Source organism: Trinickia sp. HAY1-2D, from assembly GCF_056754935.1.
In genome coordinates, this window is the sequence record NZ_JBPGWX010000002.1 from 2,448,538 (window position 1) to 2,466,890 (window position 18,353).

Sequence of the window (18,353 nt, forward strand, 5' to 3'; positions counted from 1 at the left end):
GGAGCACGCATGATCGATTTCACTCGGACGAAGCCGAGATGCGGACACGCCTGGCCTATCGGCTCAAGGCCGATTGGGCGCGTTGCAACCACTCGCTGTTGTGGTCACGGGCGTAGCGCGTCCAATGCCTCGCATCGTGCACGATATCGGCGTAAAGTTCGCGCGCTCGCCGACGATCGGCGTCGTCGGCTTGCGTCGCCAGCCAATCGGCGTACAAGCAACGGGGCGCCGCATCGCTTGCGCTGGCGAGCGCCACCTCGAATGCGGCGCGCGTGCCCGGTGCGCCGATCGCCGCCAAAGCTCGTGCGTACAGCAAGGCAGGTTCGGATTGCTGACGGGCGATGGGATGAACGGCGAAGAGCCTTTCCAGCGTCTCCTGCGTACCTGTGGCATCGCCGTTGGCAAACTGCGCTCGCGCCAATCCCTGCAGCAAACCCGGATCGGACGAGAACGGCCCCGTAGCCGCCGCTTGGTAATGCTCGAGCGCTTCAGCGGCGTTTCCCGCTTCGAGCAGCGCGGCACCGAGCCGCATGCGATGCGCGACGCTCGGCGCGCGATCGAAAGCCATGCGCGCCTCGCGTACGGCTCGATCCGGATCGACCAGCTGCGAAAAGGCCCGCGTTGCCGCCCTCGCTCCACGCGATTGGCGCAAGCCAGGCAAGTAAACAACGAACAGATAGACCAGACTGCCTAGGCCTGGGAAGAGAAACAGAATCACCAGCCAGTACATGTTCTGCTGCGTGCGCACGGCATGCACCGCAAGAATGAGGGCGATGATGATGTGGATGCTTATTCCGAAAATACGCATTTACGAGAGGCTCGATCGTGATCCGTTGTCTACGGTGCGCCGGCGAATCGGCGAACGCCATTGTGACAGAAGTGATGCCACGCGCTTTCTGACGGCGAATTACCGGGCAATGCCGCAAAACAAAAAGATCATCCTATGCAACGAGGGCCCGCAGATCGATCATTTGTAGTCCAGGTATCGCTGTCAGCGAGGGCTGAAACAAAGATGAGTAGCTACCCGATCGAAGTCGATTTCCCCGATATTGCCGCGCACGCGCCTGGCAATACCGGTATCCCGTACCTTTACACGTTCGATTCCGGCGTAGCCGGCCCGCACGTCATGATCAACGCACTGACGCACGGCAACGAGGTCTGCGGAGCGATCGTCGTCGACGAACTATTGCGCGCACGATTGCGCCCCCGTCGCGGCAAGCTCACGCTGTCGTTCGCCAACGTAGCGGCGTATGCGCGATTCGATCCCGCCGCGCCGGACCGGGCGCGCTTCGTCGATCAGGACTTCAACCGCGTATGGACCGCGGCGAAGCTCGACGACGTCACGACGCGTTCGGCGGAACTGGATCGCGCCCGCGCGATGCGGCCGGCGATCGATACCGTCGATCTGCTGCTCGACCTTCACTCGATGCACGAGAAGAGTTCGCCCCTGATCGTCGCCGGTCCGCTGAAAAAGGGCGCCGAACTCGCGGTTCGCCTCGGCACACCGGCCACGGCGATCCTGGACGAAGGTCACCCCGAAGGACGCAGAATGCGCGACTACGAGGACTTCGGCGATGAGGCGAGTCCAAAGAACGCCCTCCTCATCGAATGCGGGCAACACTGGGAGAAAGGTGCGGTCACCGTCGCGCGAGACAGCACGGCGCGCTTCCTGCTGTTGGCGGGCATCGTCGACGAAAGCGACCTGCCGGCCGAATGGCTCAGGCCGCTCCCCGAGGAAATGCGAGTCGTGCGCGTCACGGAACCGGTTGTTGCGAAGAGCATGGACTTCCGATTCGCGGCACCGTATACGGGCCTCGAAGTGTTCGAGAAGGCCGGCGCGGTCATCGGGTGGTCAGACGGTCAAGCCGTCACCACCCCGTACGACGACTGCGTGCTCGTCATGCCGTCTCTACGTCAGTTGCGGCCCGGCGTGACAGTCGTCCGGCTGGGGCGAATCGAACAGCGCATCGCCCTTTCGCCGGGCAAACCGCAAAACGCAACGTGAACCGCGTAACGTGTCCAGCGGGTGCGCGACCGACGGGCCGCCCCGCTCAGCCGCGCGAATGCAACACGCCGGACAAAGCCTTGGGCTAGCCGCGCGCGCAGAAGTCAGGCAAAGCGAGGTGGCCGTTTCGCGACGAACGCGGCCTTACCCTCGATCGCATCCTCGGACAGTCCAAGCGGCACGGTGAGCGCCTCCTCCATCGCCAAGCCAGCGTAATACCCGTTGCGCAAGCCGGTCGCAACAGCACGGCGCGACGCGCAAACCGCTTTTGGCGACACCGCCGCAATCTGGCGTGCAACCTCGATAGCCCGGGCCTCCAGGCGTTCGTCGTCGACAAGCTCCTCCACCAATCCGATGCGACAGGCCTCCTGCGCATCGATGGCCTCGCCGGTCAGCATGAGCCTCAGCGCATGCCCGCGCCCGACCAGGAGAGCAAGCCGCTGCGTCCCGGTCGCAGTCGCCATCGCTCCAAGCTTCACTTCGGGCACGCCGAACGTAGCGGCGCGACCCGCGATGCGGAAATCGCACGCGAGCGCCATCACGAGGCCGCCGCCCAGCGTGTGGCCGTTGCACGCGGCTATGATCGGAACGGGTCCTTTTTCAATCGTCTCGTTGAGTCTCGTCTCGACGATGCGCGCTTGCTCGATCCACTCGGGTGTGGCCTCGAACTCCTTGATGTTCGAACCGACCGAGAATCCTCGCCCGGATCCGATCAAAACGCCACAACGTGCCCCGTATTTGGAATCGAGCACCTCGATGAACGAGGTCAGTTCGCGGCGAGCAGCCACGGTGAAAACGCCCATCGGCCGGGCGGTGATTCGGATCAGCACAACCCCGGGAGCCGCGAGGGTTGCTACGAAAGTCGCATTTTCAATGAGCGTTTCAGTCATGACGGATTCTCACTCGGTAAAGGACCCAGCGTGTTTTGGCGATGGAGCGGTCAGCTCGAGACCGATCGGTTCCGCGAAAAACAGGCGTGGATCCATTGTCTTCAGGTCTGCGGAAACCTCGAGCGGTATACCGGCGCGAGCCAGCACGTCGCGCTCGAGATCGATGCCAGGGGCTATTTCGACGACGGTTAGGACGCCCTCGATCAACCTCAATACACAGCGTTCGGTGACGTAGGCGATGTCCTGTCCACGCCGCGCAGCGTCGCGCCCGTTGAATGTGACGTGGCCCACCTCTGGAACGAGCTTCGGAAGCTTGCCTTCGTTCACGATCCGCAGCACGCCATGACCCGCTTCTACTTGAAGTCCGCCGGCGGTGAAATAACCGCTGAATACGATCTTGCGCGCGCGCGCAGTGATGTCGATGAACCCGCCACAACCAGCGGTCAGATACGGACGGGACGGCAGACGCGAAACGTTCACGCTACCGCGCGCATCGATCTCGAGGAACGACAGCAACGAGCAATCGAAGCCGCCGCCCTGGAAGTACGTGAACTGCTGCGGAGTCGGGAAGATGGCCTGCGCGTTTGCGGCACATCCGAATGCGAAGCCGGTGAGCGGCACGCCACCGACGGCGCCCTGTTCGATGACCCAGGTGACGGCTCCGGCTTGTCCCTCCTCGATGAGAATTTTTGGAACCAGCGCGGAAATACCGAAGCCCAGATTGACCGCACTATCTTCGGCCAGCTCCATCGCGGCGCGGCGCGCGATCACCTTGTCAGCACTGAACGGCTCAGGCTCGAAAGCGGACAGCGGCCGCCGAACCTCTCCGCTGATCGCCGGATCGTAGCCGATCTCGGTCGCTTGCCTCTGATCCGCGTCGACGATCACGAAATCCACGAGCGTGGACGGTATATGAACGCGGTGAGCCGGAATCGATCCCTCGGCCGTCAGCCGCTTTACCTGGCAGATGACGATACCGCCCGAGTTGCGCGCCGCCAGCGCGATATCGACCATCCCGAGCACGGCGCCTTCCTGCTCCATGGAAATGTTGCCGCGCTCATCGGCCGTCGTGCCGCGAACGATGGCGACATGGGGATACAGATTCGGATAGTGGAGCCACTCCTCACCGCCGAATTCGACCAGCTTGACGACATCGCCACGGCGTGCAGCCGCGTCGTTCATCCGGCCGCCCAATTGCCGAGGGTCGACGAAGGTATGGAGACCGACCTTGGTGAGGACGCCCGGGCGCTTGGCGGCCGCGTCCCGTGCCATGTCGTACATCACGCCGGAGGGGAGGTTATAGGCCGCCACCTCGTTGCGGCCGATCATCTCCCAGATTGCCGGGGAAGGACGCGATGAAGGCCCGCTCGGGTAGGAGCCGGCGATGATCGCACTGACGAGCCCCGATTGCGCCAGGTGATCGATGCCCTTGATCCCGTACATATCGCCGGCCGCGATGGGCGAGAAAATCGTCAGGTTGCGCGGGTAACCCTCGGTGCGATAGCGCTTCCCGATGGCTTCGAGCGTGCGGTCCGGACAATTGAGACCCGCGGAGGAACCGATCGCAACGACAGCGTCGTTCGGTACGAGTTTTGCCGCTTGTTCAGCGGAAATCACTTTGTTCTTCACTTGCAAAATGAGCGCGTTCCCGATCGCGGCGCGATCTTTCGGCGCCCAACTCAGGTTGGGAGAAAATTGCACGGACTATTTGATCGCCGGCACCGTTGCGGCGTTTTGCGCCTCGATCCTCGCCTCGACGGGCTGAAGCACGCGCATGAGCAACCACGCGAGCAGGTAGGCGCATCCGCAAATCGCAAAGATGATGTTGTAGCCGGTATCGACGTTCCCGAGCGCCTTGAAATGATCGAGTAGGCGGCCGACGAAGATCGGGAACAACGTCGATCCGAGCGCTCCGGCCATGCCGCCAATACCGACAACCGAACCGACGAACTCTTTCGGAAACAGGTCGGCCGGCCGTGTGAACAAGTTCGCGGACCAGCCCTGATGCGAGCCCACTGCAAGGCTCAGCAGTCCGACCATCACCCACATGTTGCTCACCCATGGCGAGAGCACGATCGGCACGACGAGACACGCGATGCACAACATCGTGGTCTGGCGCGCCTTGCTGACCGACCAACCGCGAGCGATCAATCGGGACGACACCCACCCGCCGATGACGCTGCCCATCGATGTCGCGACGTAGATCACCACGAGCGGAAGGCCAAGGTTCTTGAGGTCGAGGCCGAAACGCGAATTGAAATACGACGGCAGCCAGAACGCCATAAACCACCACACCGGATCGGTGAGCAGCTTGCCGACGAAAAACACCCAGGTTCCACGGTATTTGAACAACGAGAACCAGCTGACTTTTGCATTGGCCGGGTCCGACACCGCGCCGCCCTCGACGATCAACGCGAGTTCCTCACGCTGAACCTTTCGATGGCGTTGCGGAACCTCATACATCGCAAACCAGAACCCCAACCAAACGAACCCGGTCAGTCCGGTGACGAAGAAAGCCGCCTGCCATCCGTAAGTGGACGCAAGCCACGGCACCACCGCGGGAGCAGCCACGGCCCCGATACTGGTGCCCGCCGTCAGGATGCCGATCGCGAACGCTCGCTCGCGCTTGGGAAACCATTCCGATACCGCCTTGACAGCGGCCGGAAAGCTGCCGGCTTCGGCTACACCGAGCAGTGCGCGAGCGGCGCCGAAGCCAAACGTGCTGCGCACGAGTGCGTGCCCGCACGCTGCGATGCTCCAGACGCAGACACACGCCGCGTAACCGATCTTGACCCCGAAGCGATCGACGAGCTTGCCCGACACCAAGAGACCGAGCGCATAGCAGGCGGTGAAGACGACGACGATATAGCTGTATTCGGTCTCCGACCAATTCAACTGAGCGGCCAACGCGGGCTTCAACAGACCCAGCACCTGACGATCGAGGTAGTTGATCGTCGTGGCAAAAAACAACAATGCGCATATCCGCCACCGATAACCCGACTGATTCATATCCACCTCCTCAATATATCGAACCGGTTCGTTACTTAGGAGCGGATGTTGGCATAGCACGAGGCCGCGAGCAAGCGCATTTACCGCGACCTGGGGTTAACGAGGAAATCGGTGACCGGCCTTCGCAAACCGCCGCGCGCGAAGCGCAGGGCCGGTTTTCGGCGATGGTATAAAGTGTCCCAACGTTTCCCTACCCGTCCGATCTCGAAGCAATGCCGACCACCTCCGAAACCAAAACGAACCCGCGGTCCGTCACGCCATCCCGCACTGCGAAGCGGCTGCGCGACCCCGTCCAAACGCAAAACAAGATCCTGGCGGCCGCGAAGGCGGAATTCGCGAAGGTCGGCCTCGGGGGCGCCCGCATCGACTCCATCGCGGAGAAGGCCGGTGTCAACAAACGGATGATCTACGAGTACTTCAAGGGAAAAGACGAACTGTTCCAGGCTGTGCTCGAAGACGCGTGGACCGATATCAGGACCGCTGAAGGCAAGCTTCAGCTCGATCATCTGCCGCCCGCCGAGGCGATCCGTGCGCTGATGACGTTCACTTGGGAGTACTACCTGAAGCACCCGGAGTTCATGTCGCTCGTCAATAGCGAGAATCTCCACAAAGCCCGCCACGTCAAGAAATCCCGGCGCTTCGTGGAGATCCATAGCGGCTTCATCGACATGCTGCAGCGCATCCTCGACCGGGGCGTGCAAAGCGGCGAGTTCCGCGCGGGAGTCGATCCGCGCCAGCTACACTTGACCCTCGCCGCAATCGGTTACTACTACCTGACGAACCGCTACACCGGCGAGGTCATTTTCGGCTTCGACTTCACTTCGAAGGAAGCCCTCGCGGCGCGCCTGGAATTCAACATCGATACGGTCCTGAGCGTTTTGCGGCCCCGATAGCCAAGCCGCGCCCGCCCCTTCTTGCTCCATCGCGCGCGGCAAATGCCGCGCGATATTCGACACAGCGCTTCCGTCTCATGGAAAACCCGTTTGACATGCGCTTCGCTCGGGTATTAAATAACGAACCATATCGTTACTTACAGCTTCTTCGCCATATGCGCGGCGATCGAACAGGAGGAGACACCCATGCAACGCCCGATTGCGCTCATCACCGGCGCTCGAAGAGGTATCGGCAAAGCGATCGCGCTGGAACTCGCCGGCTCCGGCTTCGACGTCGCCCTCACAGACATCCAACCGTCAGACGAACTGGACGACGTCTGCCGCCTCGTCGCTCGACGCGGGGCGCGAGCCATCTCGGTCGTTTCCGATCTGGCGGCCATCGATATGCATGACGCATTGCTGTCCAGTGTGGAGGCGCAGCTCGGCCCCATCACATGCCTGGTCAACAATGCCGGCGTATCGGTGATTTCGCGCGGCGACCTTCTCGACGTGAGTCAGGAAAGCTACGACCGATGCCTGAATGTGAACACCCGCGGGACGTTCTTTCTGATGCAGGCTTTCGGCAGACGTGTGAGGGCGCGCCAGACCAATGCCGGCACGTCATCGCCAGAGCTGGCGCCCCGCCAGACGATCGTCACGATCAGCTCGTCCAACGCGGTTGCCGCGTCTACGTTGCGCGGCGAGTACTGCGTATCGAAAGCGGCGCTTTCGATGGCCACCACGCTGTTTTCGCTGCGCTTGGCCGAGCTCGGCATGGCCGTTTATGAAGTGCAGCCGGGCCTCATCGAAACGGAAATGACCGCGCCGTCCCGCCACCGGTATGACGCGTTGGTGGAAAGCGGCCAATTGGCGATTGGGCGGTGGGGCCGCCCCGAAGACGTTGCGCTTACCGTTCGCACACTCGCGACCGGTGGTCTGCCCTACAGCGCTGGACAGGCCATTCGTGTCGATGGCGGCCTACTCGTTCGGAAGTTCTAGATCATGACGCACGAAATCAAGCTCCCTACCTCCGACGGCACGCTCGAGCCTTACACGCTGGTCGGCCAACCGCTCGTCGCTGTGCCGCCCTCGACGCCGTTCAACCGCATCGCCTATTCCGCCGCGCACGTGGTCGCGCAGCCGTTTGCGACGGGAGATCCCGGCACCTCGAACGCCATCGACTGGTCCCGCACCATCGCGTATCGGCGCTATTTGCTCAACCAAGGGTTAGGCATCGCCGAAGCTATGGATACCGCGCAACGCGGCATGGGCCTATCGTGGGACAACGCGCTCGAACTGGTGACGCGCACTGTGTCCGAAACGCGCGATATTCCGGGCGCACTGATCGCGTCCGGCTGCGGCACCGACCATCTTCCGAACGGGTCCGCGGCGTCCCTCGACGATGTGATTCGAGCCTACGCATCGCAGCTCGAGGCTGTGCAACGCGCCGGAAGCCGGATCATCCTGATGGCAAGTCGCGCGCTGGTGCGCGCTGCCCGTTCCGAGCGCGATTACGTGCGTGTCTATCGCGAAGTGCTGTCGATGTGCGATGGGCGCGCGATCCTTCATTGGCTGGGCGACGCATTCGATCCCGAGCTCGCCGGATATTGGGGCAGCGCCGATTTTGAGCGGTCCGCGGCAACGTGTCTCGAGATCATTCATGGCAACGAAGAGAAGATCGACGGCATCAAGATTTCCTTGCTCGATGCACAAAAGGAAATTCTCTTCCGGCGGCGCCTGCCGGCAAGCGTGAAGATGTACACGGGCGACGACTTCAACTATCCCGATTTGATTGCGGGTGACGATGAAGGCTTCTCGCACGCGCTACTCGGCATCTTCGACGCGATCGTACCGGCGGCATCGCAAGCGCTCGCCGCGCTGGCCGTCGGCGATCGCGCTCGCTACGATGCGCTGCTTCGACCCACGGTACCGTTGTCCCGCCATATCTTCCGCGCACCCACGCAGTACTACAAAACGGGCGTGGTATTCCTCGCTTACCTCAATGGTTTCCAAGACCACTTCTTCATGCTCGGCGGCCATCATGGCATGCGACCGCCGCTTTACTTTGCGGAACTGTTCCGCCATGCGGACGCCGCTGGATTGCTGCGCGATCCCGAGCTCGCCGCCCGGCGTATAGCCGACGTATTGCGTCCGTTGGGATGTGTGGCATGACTGCCGAGAACTCGCTTCGCGGTCGTCTCGATATCTGCTCGATCAACACCGCCACGCTCGGCCACCGCGAACCACTGTCGACGACGATCGATCGAATCGCAGCCGCCGGGTTCGGTGGCATCGCACCGTGGCGAGCGGAAGTCGAGGCGGCCGACGTCAAGCGCATCGCAAGACAGATCCGCGCGCTGGGCCTCGCTGTGACCGGGTACTGCCGCTCCACTTATCTGCCCGCCCTCACCGGCGAGCAACGGATGGCCAATATCGAGTCGAATATCGTGGCACTCCACGATGCAGCGGAGTTGGGTGCACGCTGCTTCGTCATGGTGGTCGGCGGGATGCCGCATGGCAGCCGAGACCTCGAGCTGAGCCGAAATCAGGTGATCGATGGCGTTGCCGCGTTGCTGGAAACGGCGGCACGAGTCGGCGTGCCGCTTGCCCTCGAACCGCTCCATCCGATGTACGCCGCAAACCGTTCGGTGTTGAACACGATCCCCCAGGCGATCGACATCTGCCAGGCCGTCGACCCGCACCATAGTGGCTACCTCGGCATCGCGGTCGATGTCTATCATTGCTGGTGGGATCCGCAACTCGAGTCGGCCGTGACCAGGGCCGGACGCGCAGGCCGCATCCTCGCCTACCATGTCAGCGACTGGCTGCACGAAACCCAGGATATGCTGCTCGATCGCGGAATGATGGGCGATGGGATCATCGAGCTGTCGAAGATCCGAAGCTGGGTCGAGCGCGGCGGATACGCGGGCATGACCGAGGTGGAGATCTTTTCTCGCGATACGTGGTCGAAAATGCCGCCCGACGAAGTGCTGCGGATTTGCGCGGACCGTCTGCAGTCGGTTTGCTGAGCGGCGAAGAGGCAGCGTTCGAGCACGACGACGCACGACCTTTGTTCAGATGGCGTGCCGGAGCCACGCGAATCTCACGACCAAACAGCGAAACAGCCCGGAATCGCTGAGCGCGGCACGCTCGTCTTTCTACTGCGGGATTTTGCCGGTCGCGGTACCTGAAGCGCCCTGCGGCGACATACCCTGCTCACGCTTTTGCATAAGCGTGCCACCTTGGGGGGATGACGCTGGGTGGCTCGGATCCGCGTAGCGCGTGGTGGTGCCGGGCGCCTGCTGGTCGGGTTGCGCGCCTTGCTGGGTGGAGCTCGGTTGCTGTGGGGGCTGTGTGGTCTGGGCCATGGCCAGCGGGCTTGCGATGACCAGTTGCGCACAGGCGGCTATCAGTATTGGCCTGAAGAATTCCATGGTACCTCCCGGTTCGTGCGGATCGAGTCGGCGGCAAGCCATCGTGCCCGCCGCCTCCCATCGACATTGCGGCAAGGCACGTGCCAGGTCTCTCGACATGGACACGCGCCCTTGCACCGCATGATCCCGGCTCCCGCCCCACTATCGCATCGCTTTCTCCCGCCCATACAGCATCATCATCACGATGATCACGAGGCCGAACACGACCTGCCGGAAGACATCGGCGGGCAGCTTGATGCCCATCGAAGCGAAATAATCCTGCGGCTGCAGTACCGAAAGAATCGACTGCAAGAGGGTGATCAGAATCACGCCGGCCACGGTGCCGAGATAAGTACCCCGACCGCCGAGCACATTGGTTCCGCCCAGCACGATGGCGGCGATCGTAGGCAACAGATAGGGATCGCCCATGGCCTGATACGAACGGTTTGCCCATCCGGCAAGCAGCACGCCGCCGGCCGCCGCGCAAGCGCCGGAAAACGCGAAAGCGATCAGCGTGACCCTCCGGCTATCGACGCCGGAAAGAAAGACCGCCCGCTCGCGATTGCCGATCGCATAAATCTGACGACCGAATACGGTGCGCGTCAGGATATAGACGGTGAGCGCCCCAAGCGCGATCCACACGAGCAGCGGATTGGAAAGACCGGGGATCCACTGACCGCTGGCAAGCTCGATCATGAGTGAAGTCGCCCGGTCCTGAGGTGCGAACCCCCCGGTGTGATAGACCATGAGGCCTTGGGCCACGGCATTCATGCCGAGCGTGAAGATCATGGAAGGGGCCCGCAGATAAGCCACGCCCCAGCCGTTCACCACCCCGATCAAAGCGCCGCATAAAATCCCGAACGGGACGGCAAGCGGTACGCCGAGCGCAGTGCCGAGAATGCCCGATGCGCCGGTGGCCATCATGCCGCCGATACCGATCGTCCATGGAATCGAGAGATCGATCTGTCCCATCAGGATCACGATCATCTCGCCCGTCGCAATCACGCCGAGGAACGCCGCAACCTGAAGTTGTTGACCGAGATAATCGACGGACAAAAAGCCGGGTTTGGCCACGCCGCCCAGCAAAAGGAGCAGCACGATGCAGCCAAATGCGATCAATGTCGCGACGTCGATCTTGGGCAAGGAACGAAGCATGGCGGGCTTTAGCGATAGAGATCGAGCTTGTTGCGTACCCGCAGCAGGCGCAGCGAGCCAAGGCTGACGGCGAACAGCAACACCACTCCGACGAATAGCGGCTGCAGCACCGGATTGATGTTGAAGACAACGAGTAGATCGCCCACCGTGCGCATCACGAACGCCCCGAAGACAGAGCCGACCACGCCGCCCGAGCCCCCGAAGAGCGAGGTGCCGCCGATCACCAGCGCGGCAATCGAGTTCAGCGTATAGTCCCCGCCCAGCGCGGCACGCGCTTCGCCGGAATACGTCAGGCACGTGAGCAACAGCCCGCCCACCGCGGCGAAGAGCCCCGCAAGCGTATAAGCGCAAAGCTTGGCTCGCGCAATCGGAACGCCCGACATATAAGCGGCCTGTTCCGACGAACCGACCGCATAGGCCGCCCTGCCCAGCGTGGAGTTTCGGTAGGGCATCCAGATCAGGACGACCGCCGCCACGATCAGCACGACCGACGAAGGCACCCCATAGGTCGACCTCGTCATCAGATCGGCGAAATCGCCGTTGACGTCACCGCCCGGCTGCGGTCGTAACGCGAGCGCAATACCGAAGTAGATCGCGCTCGTCGCAAGCGTCGCGATGAGGGGCTGCAGCCGCCCATAGACGACGATCAATCCATTCACGAGACCGCACGCGAGACCTGCCGCGAGGACGCCGGCAATGCCGAGGATCGTCATGACCGGACTGCCCGTGACGATGACTGATGCCAGGCAATTGGTCAGCATGAAGATCATGCCGACCGACAGGTCGAGCCCGCCCGTGAGCACGGGCACGGTCTGCGCCATCGCAACGAGCGCCAATAGCGCCCCCTTGTTCGCCGCGGTATTGACGACATCCGAACTCAGTCCCGTAGGCTGCGCGGCGCCGTACACCGCGAACATGATCGCGAAAATAGCGGCCGCGGCGAGCGCGCCGCGCTGGGCGGCGAGCCGATATCGCCAGTTTCTGTCGCGCGCTCCGACCGTCATCTTCGCCCCTCGTTCCACAGTTGCATCGGCAACCTCTAAGCAGCGTTCGAAGCCGGCCGCTCGCCCGCCGAAGACAAGTTCAGCGCCGCGCCCACGAGATTGCGCTCGGTCAGCTCGGCGCCTTGGAGCATCCGGCTTATCGTGCCGTCATAGAAGATGGCCACGCGGTCGCAGCAACCGATCAGTTCGTCGTAGTCGGTCGAATAGAAGAGCACGGCCGTTCCCTGCTGCGCGAGCCGGCGCAGCAGCAAGTAGATCTCCTGTTTCGTGCCGACATCGATGCCACGCGTCGGATCGTTCAGGAGCACGATGCGCGGGCGCGTCATCAGCCACTTGCCGATCACCACTTTCTGTTGGTTACCGCCGGAAAGCGCGGCCACGGGACCGTCGAGTCCATCCGATTTGATGGCCAACTGCCGCACGAGCGCGTCGAGTTGCTCGGCCTCCGCCTTGCGGTCGATGCGGCCGAACCGGCTCAGCGTCTCGAGCGCGGCAAAAGAGAGGTTCTCGCGCACCGTCATGGGCAGCATCAGCCCTTCGTTCTTGCGGTCTTCCGGAATCAGCGCGAGCCCGAGTTGTGGCGACTTCGCCTGACGCGGGCTGCCGATTTTCGCGGGCCGGCCGGCCACTTCGATCGTCCCCTCCACGCCGATCAGCGCACCGAACAATGCGAGCAGGAACTGCCGCTGGCCCTGACCGTCAAGACCGCCCAGACCGACGACCTCGCCCGGATGGACTTCGAGCGAAATGTCGTTCAATTCTCCGGCCCACGACAAGTTACGCACGGCAAGCGCCGGTGTTCCGTCGCGCCGCGTCCCGCCGAGCGGCGGGAAGGCACTCGAATACTCGCGGCCGATCATCATCTCCACGATGGCATCGTCCGATCGCGTGCCGGCTGCGAAGGTTTCGATGTAGCGGCCGTTGCGAAACACAGTGCATTCGTCGGCAAGCTCGGCGATTTCGTGCATGCGATGGGAGATGTACACGATCGCCATGCCCTCGGCCCGAAGCTGCTTCAGCAGGGTGAAGACCTTGGCTACGTCGGCCGCTGTCAACGCCGAGGTCGCCTCGTCGAGTATCAGCACTTTTGGCCGCCGTGCCAGCGCCTTGGCAATTTCCACCAACTGCTGGCGCGAGAGCGGAAGCTGGCCTACGGGCGCGGCCGGGTGGATATCCTCGCCGCCGACGCGGGCCAGCATCTGCTCCGCCCGCCGCCGCTCTTGCGTGCGATCGATCAATCCGAGGCGGCGCAGCGGATCCGCAATATTGATGTTGTCGGCCACCGTGAGATCAGGCAGCAGCGAAAGCTCCTGAAAGATGCAGGATATGCCCGCGTCCGCCGCCGCGGCGGGCGTAGGGAAGCTGACCGGCATACCGCCAAGCACGATGCGGCCGCGCTCGGGCTGCACCACGCCTGAAAGGATCTTGATGAACGTGGATTTGCCCGCGCCGTTTTCGCCGAGAAGCGCATGAATCGAGCCCGCGCGACACGAAAACCGCACATCCTCGAGCGCCCGGACGCCGCCGTAATGCTTCGACACACCCTCCACGCGCAGCAGTGGATCCGATGCTCCCTCCCCCATCGTCGTGCCTCCCCTTTTCGGCCGCGGCAACGATGCGCGGCCGCGCTCAAGCGTTCAGTTGTTCTGGCTGCTCTGCTTCGCAATTTCCTCGGCGGAGAACCCGATATTGCAACTGGGGAAGTTGTTGCCGGCGAAGAAGCTGCCCGGCAGTTTGGGGAATACATTCTTGTCCGGCGTAAAAGGCGAATAGTCGACCGACGTGGGCAGCGCGATGCCTTGAGGCACCACTTTGCCTTGCAGCGCCGCAATCGCGGTTTTGATCGCCACCGCGCTTTGCGCCGGCCCGGTACCGCCCGACTGGCAGGTCAGGTCTGCCTTGTCGCATAGCATCCGAAAAGCGTTCTCCGTCTCGCCGGAAATCGGCGCCTTGAACTTGCCCGCGTCGAGCATGGCCTGCACCGTGCCTTGGGAGCCGCCCTGTACGTAGATGCCGTCGAAAATGCCGCCCGCGGCGATCGCATCCGCGGTTGCCTTTTGCGCGTCGCCCGGTGCCCAGTTGCCGATCACGTCGACTACCTTGACCTTGCGGCCGGACTTGTCGAGTACTTCATGAAAGCCCTTGTCGCGGGCGAGATCCACCGGTTGGCCGGACGGTCCGCGTACGTGCAGGAACGTCAGATCGCCGCTCTTCTTTTTGGCTTCCTTCAGCAAGAACGTCGCCGCCATTTCGCCGAGCCCGACCTGGTTCACATTGACCGAGATTTGATCGGGGCTGTCGATCACGTTATCGAACGATACGACGACGACACCCTTCGCATTGGCCTTGCGCACGACGCCCTTGAAAGCCGCGGAATTGTTGGCATCGACGATGATGGCATCGAAGCCTTGATCGATGAAATTGTTGGCGGCGGCAATCTGCGCGGAGATGTCCTGACCAACCGAGACGACCTTGAATTCCTTGATGTCGTTTTTGACCGCCGGCTGGGAAACATAGGCTTTGGCAACGCGGATCATCTGCACGCGCCAGTCATTGGCAATAAAACCGTTAACGAGCGCAATTCGATAGGGGCCCGGTTTGGCCGGCCACTGGAAGTACTTCGTGTCGGCCGCCTGCGGCTTGAAACAGCCCGGATCGGCGCCGGGGCCGCTAACCGCCTTCGGGCCTTGCGCAAATGCTGGAGTCGACAACGCGACCGCCATCAGTGCGCCAACGATCATGGGATGCAGAGCTTTATGCCAAGCTTTCATTGACCTACCCCCATCGAAAGGTATATCGCCGCAATGCGGGCAAGTGTGGAGAGTGGCGATTGCCCTGTCAAGAAGTGAGAGGGATCGTCACTTAATGGGATGTCGTAGGAGCAGGTTGTATTTTGCGCTGCAGCAGTGCTCATCGTACTGCCGATCAGCTCACGTCTGACGGTTTTTTTCCGCTGTCCTCCGTGCTGAAGCCGGCCATCTGTTCGGCCAGGTCCTGCGGCCGCGCGTGCCGTTCGGGGCGCACGTCCCAGTCGAACACCGTACGCGCCACCTCGGCGTGGCCGTGAACGCAATTACTCGAGTCGGCGCCGCTCGTCTCGTATTCGGGAAAAATCGGCTGCTGCTGAATCTCCTTCATACGCGCGAGCTGCTCATCCGTCATCTCCCCGTGGTCGATTACGCGCGACGCCGATTGCGGGTCGATGAGCTTGTCGTCACCCGCGTCGATCGCGGGTCCCTTCAGGGCATTGACGCGAAATGGCGTACCGTCGGGCAAATGGCCGCTTACCTTGAGACTCTGTGCCCTGGGTGCACGCGGATCGGTGCGTCGCGAATGTCCAATGGCGCGCGCCAACCCCGGCTCTCGTGCGCGCTCGGCTTCCGATGTTTGATATTGGATGTGTCCGGGATCCGTGACGTCGCCTGCTTCGTTGGTCCGCGTGTCGCTCACCACGGTACTGACACGCCTGCGCGGCAACGCCGACAACTGGGGCGAGACGCTCCGAGTCCGTGAACCGCCTGGGGACGCATCTTGCTCCGTCGTCCGCTTGTTTGCCCTGGTAGTGCTGCCCGTCTGAGTCAGCGCTCTCGCGGCGCGGCCCACCCCTCTGCCATGCATCTGCCCCCTCTATCTCTTGTCCCGGTTTGTTGCCCGAGTATCGGATCCAGGCGGCTGTCATCGTTCAAGAGGCAGCGTAAAACCGCGTCCGCTGGCGAAAGAAATTCATGGCATCGCTTTCGGCATCACGCCCAAGCGCGCAATCGTTCGGCCTCAAGGCCGCCATCGATAAACGACGACACTCGACCCGTTGTAGTTGTCCTTCGCAACCAGGTACTCGCCGTTCGTTCTCAGATAAGCCCGCAGTCCATACATCGAATCCACATCGTTGCCGACGTCGATCCTGCCTTCGCTGCTGTTGGTCAGCGTCGCCACGCGCTGGCCGCCGCTCAGGCTGAATACGTCGATGTTCGGCACGGTATGGACATACCCCACGAAAAGATAGTCTCCAGCGGCTGCGAGCGACTTCGCGCTCGCGTTCTCCAGCACCACGACCGGGTTCGGCCTGCGCGTGTTGCCGGCAAGCCAACCGTGATAGACCTCGATGCGCTCGCTCATCTGCGTCCAGTCGAGCGTACTGCCGCTCCCCTGCGCAAGGATCATCGTGTCGCTCTCGGGCAAGTAAACGATTCGCACGAGCGGGCGGACGCTGGCCGGGACCGGGATCGTTTCGGGCGGGCTCCACCGCGGTTTCCCATCGGCGCCGAAGCCGAGAAGCCGGTAGTGGTAGATCGCGTCGGTCTTGTCGAGCGCTGCCCAGACGTCGCCCTTGCTGTCCAGGCAAAAGCCTCCTGTCACTTCCCGCACCGTATCGAACAAATCGCCGGGCAACGAGCCGTCCGGTATGGCGATATATCCATGCGCGGCATTGAAATGAAAGAAATGAAACGTTCTGGGGTTTTGGCTTGCCGCGACCAGAACGAGATTCCCTCCCACGCGGGCCAGTTGTCCGAAATGCTCACCGCGCTGAGTGCTGTCGAGGCGCGGGTCCGAGGGAAACTCGAACGGATCGACGGTATTGGCAAAAAAGACGCCGCCCGACTTTCCACGATAGATGTTCGTACCGCTGTAGAAATCGGTCCCATCGTTACCGGGATCGGGTGCGGCAATCGCTTCGAAATTCAGCGAATGCAATTCCCACTGCATTCGGCCGGCCCTGCCATACGCCCGGATATCGGTGCCGCCGGTCCGGGCGAGGTCCCATCCCCTACCCCACGGATTGTTGAGGACATAGAGATTGCCGCTGTCATCGCGCCCGATGCCTACCACGCGATTGAAGCGGTTCTCGCCCGTTTGCCCTTTGATGCCCGTCGAGGTGTCGAGGTAACCGCCGCGCACGCCGAACGTGCCGGCGAGCCTGGGAAGCCCATTCGAAAACGAATATAGCTTGATGTTCAAATCAGGGCCTTCGTCGCCCACCAGCAATTGCTTCGAGGTCGAATCCCAGAAAAGCGCGGATGGCCGCGACCCCTCCGGCATACGAATAGCCGTCAATTGACGCCCGGCCGCGCTGAACTCGACGATTTCGCCCTCGTCTTGTCGGGCAACCCAGACATTTCCGGCATCGTCCGCCGTCAGCGCGCCGGGTTTCTGAAAGGCGATATCGCGCTGCCAGATGCCGTCGACGGTATAAATGCGGACCCGGCTGCCGGGAAGGTCACTCGCGTAGACCAACGACTTCGATGCCGCAAGACCGGTGATTCGATCGGCATGAACGCCGACACTCGCATTGCTGACCTGGAATACCCGGTCGCGCAAGCCAGTCGTTCGATCGAAACGACCGACCGCGCCGCTGCCGCCGCGCGCGCTCGACTGCAACTCGGCAAAGATCGAGGTAGCATTTCCCGCGATGGCCCCGCCTTGAACGTCGTTGTGCCGGCCGATGGAGCCGATCGTTTTACCGTTGCGATAGATTCCGATACCGCCCGCGCTCTCGTCCCACATCGATGCCGTATAGATCGTACCGTCAGGCGCGACCCACATCGCGCGGGCCGCGTTGCCGACATGCTCGGCAAGCGAACCGTAGGAATTCGCGAGCCAGTCCGTGGTGTATCGCGCGGGACAGGACGGCGTAACCGCCGCGACCATGACGCCGAAAAGCGCCCCACGAATTATTTTGTTTGTCAGCATCGATTTTTGTCCAGAGCTCGCCCACAAATTTCGATCATAGCAACCAGAATTTGTTGAAAAATTCCTGCGCGCCTCAACGCATACTTTTTATTCAACAACGACGACGGAGCGTTTGGATTGCTTCAGTGACCAACCGCGTCCGCATACTCGTATCCGGGCTTCTCGATCGGAGAAAGACTTGATTGCGTTCGCCGCGCCCGCGCTTCGTATCGGTATCGCGCCGGCGTCAGCTAACGTGCTATTTCTTTTGGTTTGATGTTTTGCGCCGCGACACCTCTCGCGGCACGCGGACGATGCAACGCTTTTTCGCCCAACAC

15 protein-coding genes are annotated in these 18,353 nt (G+C 62.3%); 5 read left to right on the plus strand and 10 right to left on the minus strand.

Going from position 1 to position 18,353, the window contains the following annotated elements; genetic code table 11:
- Window positions 1-55 precede the first annotated feature (55 nt).
- Window positions 56-808, minus strand: a complete 753-nt coding sequence (locus ACR9ZC_RS18655) for a hypothetical protein (RefSeq protein WP_481581428.1) — start codon at window positions 806-808, stop codon at window positions 56-58.
- 204 nt (window positions 809-1,012) lie between these two features.
- Between ACR9ZC_RS18655 and ACR9ZC_RS18660 the strand changes: the two genes are divergently transcribed.
- Window positions 1,013-2,005, plus strand: coding sequence for a M14 family metallopeptidase (locus tag ACR9ZC_RS18660; protein WP_481581429.1), 993 nt, complete (start codon window positions 1,013-1,015; stop codon window positions 2,003-2,005).
- A gap of 104 nt (window positions 2,006-2,109) precedes the next feature.
- Here the strand turns inward: ACR9ZC_RS18660 and ACR9ZC_RS18665 are convergent, their stop codons facing one another.
- From ACR9ZC_RS18665 to ACR9ZC_RS18675, 3 genes are all read right to left on the minus strand, one after another.
- On the minus strand, window positions 2,110-2,895 hold the full coding sequence (locus ACR9ZC_RS18665) for an enoyl-CoA hydratase/isomerase family protein (RefSeq protein WP_481581430.1): 786 nt from the start codon (window positions 2,893-2,895) through the stop codon (window positions 2,110-2,112).
- Window positions 2,896-2,904: 9 nt separating this feature from the next.
- Window positions 2,905-4,524: an acyl CoA:acetate/3-ketoacid CoA transferase gene (locus ACR9ZC_RS18670; protein WP_481582712.1), complete on the minus strand. Its 1,620-nt coding sequence runs from the start codon at window positions 4,522-4,524 to the stop codon at window positions 2,905-2,907.
- A gap of 75 nt (window positions 4,525-4,599) precedes the next feature.
- The gene (locus ACR9ZC_RS18675) at window positions 4,600-5,904 is read right to left on the minus strand and encodes an MFS transporter (RefSeq protein WP_481581431.1); all 1,305 of its coding nucleotides are present in this window, start codon (window positions 5,902-5,904) and stop codon (window positions 4,600-4,602) included.
- 212 nt (window positions 5,905-6,116) lie between these two features.
- Between ACR9ZC_RS18675 and ACR9ZC_RS18680 the strand changes: the two genes are divergently transcribed.
- From ACR9ZC_RS18680 to ACR9ZC_RS18695, 4 genes are all read left to right on the plus strand, one after another.
- Window positions 6,117-6,797 (plus strand): TetR/AcrR family transcriptional regulator, encoded by a 681-nt coding sequence (locus tag ACR9ZC_RS18680; RefSeq protein WP_481581432.1) that lies wholly within the window; start codon window positions 6,117-6,119, stop codon window positions 6,795-6,797.
- A gap of 186 nt (window positions 6,798-6,983) precedes the next feature.
- Window positions 6,984-7,775, plus strand: coding sequence for a 3-ketoacyl-ACP reductase (locus ACR9ZC_RS18685; RefSeq protein WP_481581433.1), 792 nt, complete (start codon window positions 6,984-6,986; stop codon window positions 7,773-7,775).
- 3 nt (window positions 7,776-7,778) lie between these two features.
- Window positions 7,779-8,948 carry a dihydrodipicolinate synthase family protein gene (locus ACR9ZC_RS18690; RefSeq protein ID WP_481581434.1) on the plus strand — a complete coding sequence of 390 codons (1,170 nt, stop codon included), beginning with the start codon at window positions 7,779-7,781 and terminating at the stop codon, window positions 8,946-8,948.
- The gene (locus ACR9ZC_RS18695; protein ID WP_481581435.1) at window positions 8,945-9,805 is read left to right on the plus strand and encodes a sugar phosphate isomerase/epimerase family protein; all 861 of its coding nucleotides are present in this window, start codon (window positions 8,945-8,947) and stop codon (window positions 9,803-9,805) included. Before ACR9ZC_RS18690 ends, ACR9ZC_RS18695 begins: the two co-directional genes overlap by 4 nt.
- Before the next feature lie 546 nt (window positions 9,806-10,351).
- Here ACR9ZC_RS18695 and ACR9ZC_RS18700 read toward each other — a convergent pair.
- The 6 genes from ACR9ZC_RS18700 to ACR9ZC_RS18725 form a co-directional block, all read right to left on the minus strand.
- Complete coding sequence (locus ACR9ZC_RS18700; RefSeq protein ID WP_481581436.1) at window positions 10,352-11,344, minus strand: ABC transporter permease; 993 nt, start codon at window positions 11,342-11,344, stop codon at window positions 10,352-10,354.
- An 8-nt stretch (window positions 11,345-11,352) separates the two neighbouring features.
- A complete protein-coding gene (locus ACR9ZC_RS18705; RefSeq protein ID WP_440558770.1) occupies window positions 11,353-12,348 on the minus strand; it encodes an ABC transporter permease in 996 nt (331 codons plus the stop codon).
- Window positions 12,349-12,383: 35 nt separating this feature from the next.
- Window positions 12,384-13,931: a sugar ABC transporter ATP-binding protein gene (locus ACR9ZC_RS18710; protein WP_481581437.1), complete on the minus strand. Its 1,548-nt coding sequence runs from the start codon at window positions 13,929-13,931 to the stop codon at window positions 12,384-12,386.
- A gap of 54 nt (window positions 13,932-13,985) precedes the next feature.
- Complete coding sequence (locus tag ACR9ZC_RS18715) at window positions 13,986-15,119, minus strand: substrate-binding domain-containing protein (RefSeq protein WP_481581438.1); 1,134 nt, start codon at window positions 15,117-15,119, stop codon at window positions 13,986-13,988.
- A 154-nt stretch (window positions 15,120-15,273) separates the two neighbouring features.
- Window positions 15,274-15,801 carry a type III effector gene (locus ACR9ZC_RS18720; protein WP_481581439.1) on the minus strand — a complete coding sequence of 176 codons (528 nt, stop codon included), beginning with the start codon at window positions 15,799-15,801 and terminating at the stop codon, window positions 15,274-15,276.
- A gap of 318 nt (window positions 15,802-16,119) precedes the next feature.
- Window positions 16,120-18,033 (minus strand): SMP-30/gluconolaconase/LRE-like region family protein, encoded by a 1,914-nt coding sequence (locus ACR9ZC_RS18725; protein ID WP_481582713.1) that lies wholly within the window; start codon window positions 18,031-18,033, stop codon window positions 16,120-16,122.
- Window positions 18,034-18,353 lie beyond the last annotated feature (320 nt).

Excerpts from the sequence above, each read along its gene's own strand:
- ACR9ZC_RS18655 (WP_481581428.1), bottom strand. The coding sequence starts at position 808 with ATGCGTATTTTCGGAATAAGCATCCACATCATCATCGCCCTCATTCTT.
- ACR9ZC_RS18660 (WP_481581429.1), top strand. The coding sequence starts at position 1,013 with ATGAGTAGCTACCCGATCGAAGTCGATTTCCCCGATATTGCCGCGCAC.
- ACR9ZC_RS18665 (WP_481581430.1), bottom strand. The coding sequence starts at position 2,895 with ATGACTGAAACGCTCATTGAAAATGCGACTTTCGTAGCAACCCTCGCG.
- ACR9ZC_RS18675 (WP_481581431.1), bottom strand. The coding sequence starts at position 5,904 with ATGAATCAGTCGGGTTATCGGTGGCGGATATGCGCATTGTTGTTTTTT.
- ACR9ZC_RS18680 (WP_481581432.1), top strand. The coding sequence starts at position 6,117 with ATGCCGACCACCTCCGAAACCAAAACGAACCCGCGGTCCGTCACGCCA.
- ACR9ZC_RS18685 (WP_481581433.1), top strand. The coding sequence starts at position 6,984 with ATGCAACGCCCGATTGCGCTCATCACCGGCGCTCGAAGAGGTATCGGC.
- ACR9ZC_RS18690 (WP_481581434.1), top strand. The coding sequence starts at position 7,779 with ATGACGCACGAAATCAAGCTCCCTACCTCCGACGGCACGCTCGAGCCT.
- ACR9ZC_RS18695 (WP_481581435.1), top strand. The coding sequence starts at position 8,945 with ATGACTGCCGAGAACTCGCTTCGCGGTCGTCTCGATATCTGCTCGATC.
- ACR9ZC_RS18700 (WP_481581436.1), bottom strand. The coding sequence starts at position 11,344 with ATGCTTCGTTCCTTGCCCAAGATCGACGTCGCGACATTGATCGCATTT.
- ACR9ZC_RS18705 (WP_440558770.1), bottom strand. The coding sequence starts at position 12,348 with ATGACGGTCGGAGCGCGCGACAGAAACTGGCGATATCGGCTCGCCGCC.
- ACR9ZC_RS18710 (WP_481581437.1), bottom strand. The coding sequence starts at position 13,931 with ATGGGGGAGGGAGCATCGGATCCACTGCTGCGCGTGGAGGGTGTGTCG.
- ACR9ZC_RS18715 (WP_481581438.1), bottom strand. The coding sequence starts at position 15,119 with ATGAAAGCTTGGCATAAAGCTCTGCATCCCATGATCGTTGGCGCACTG.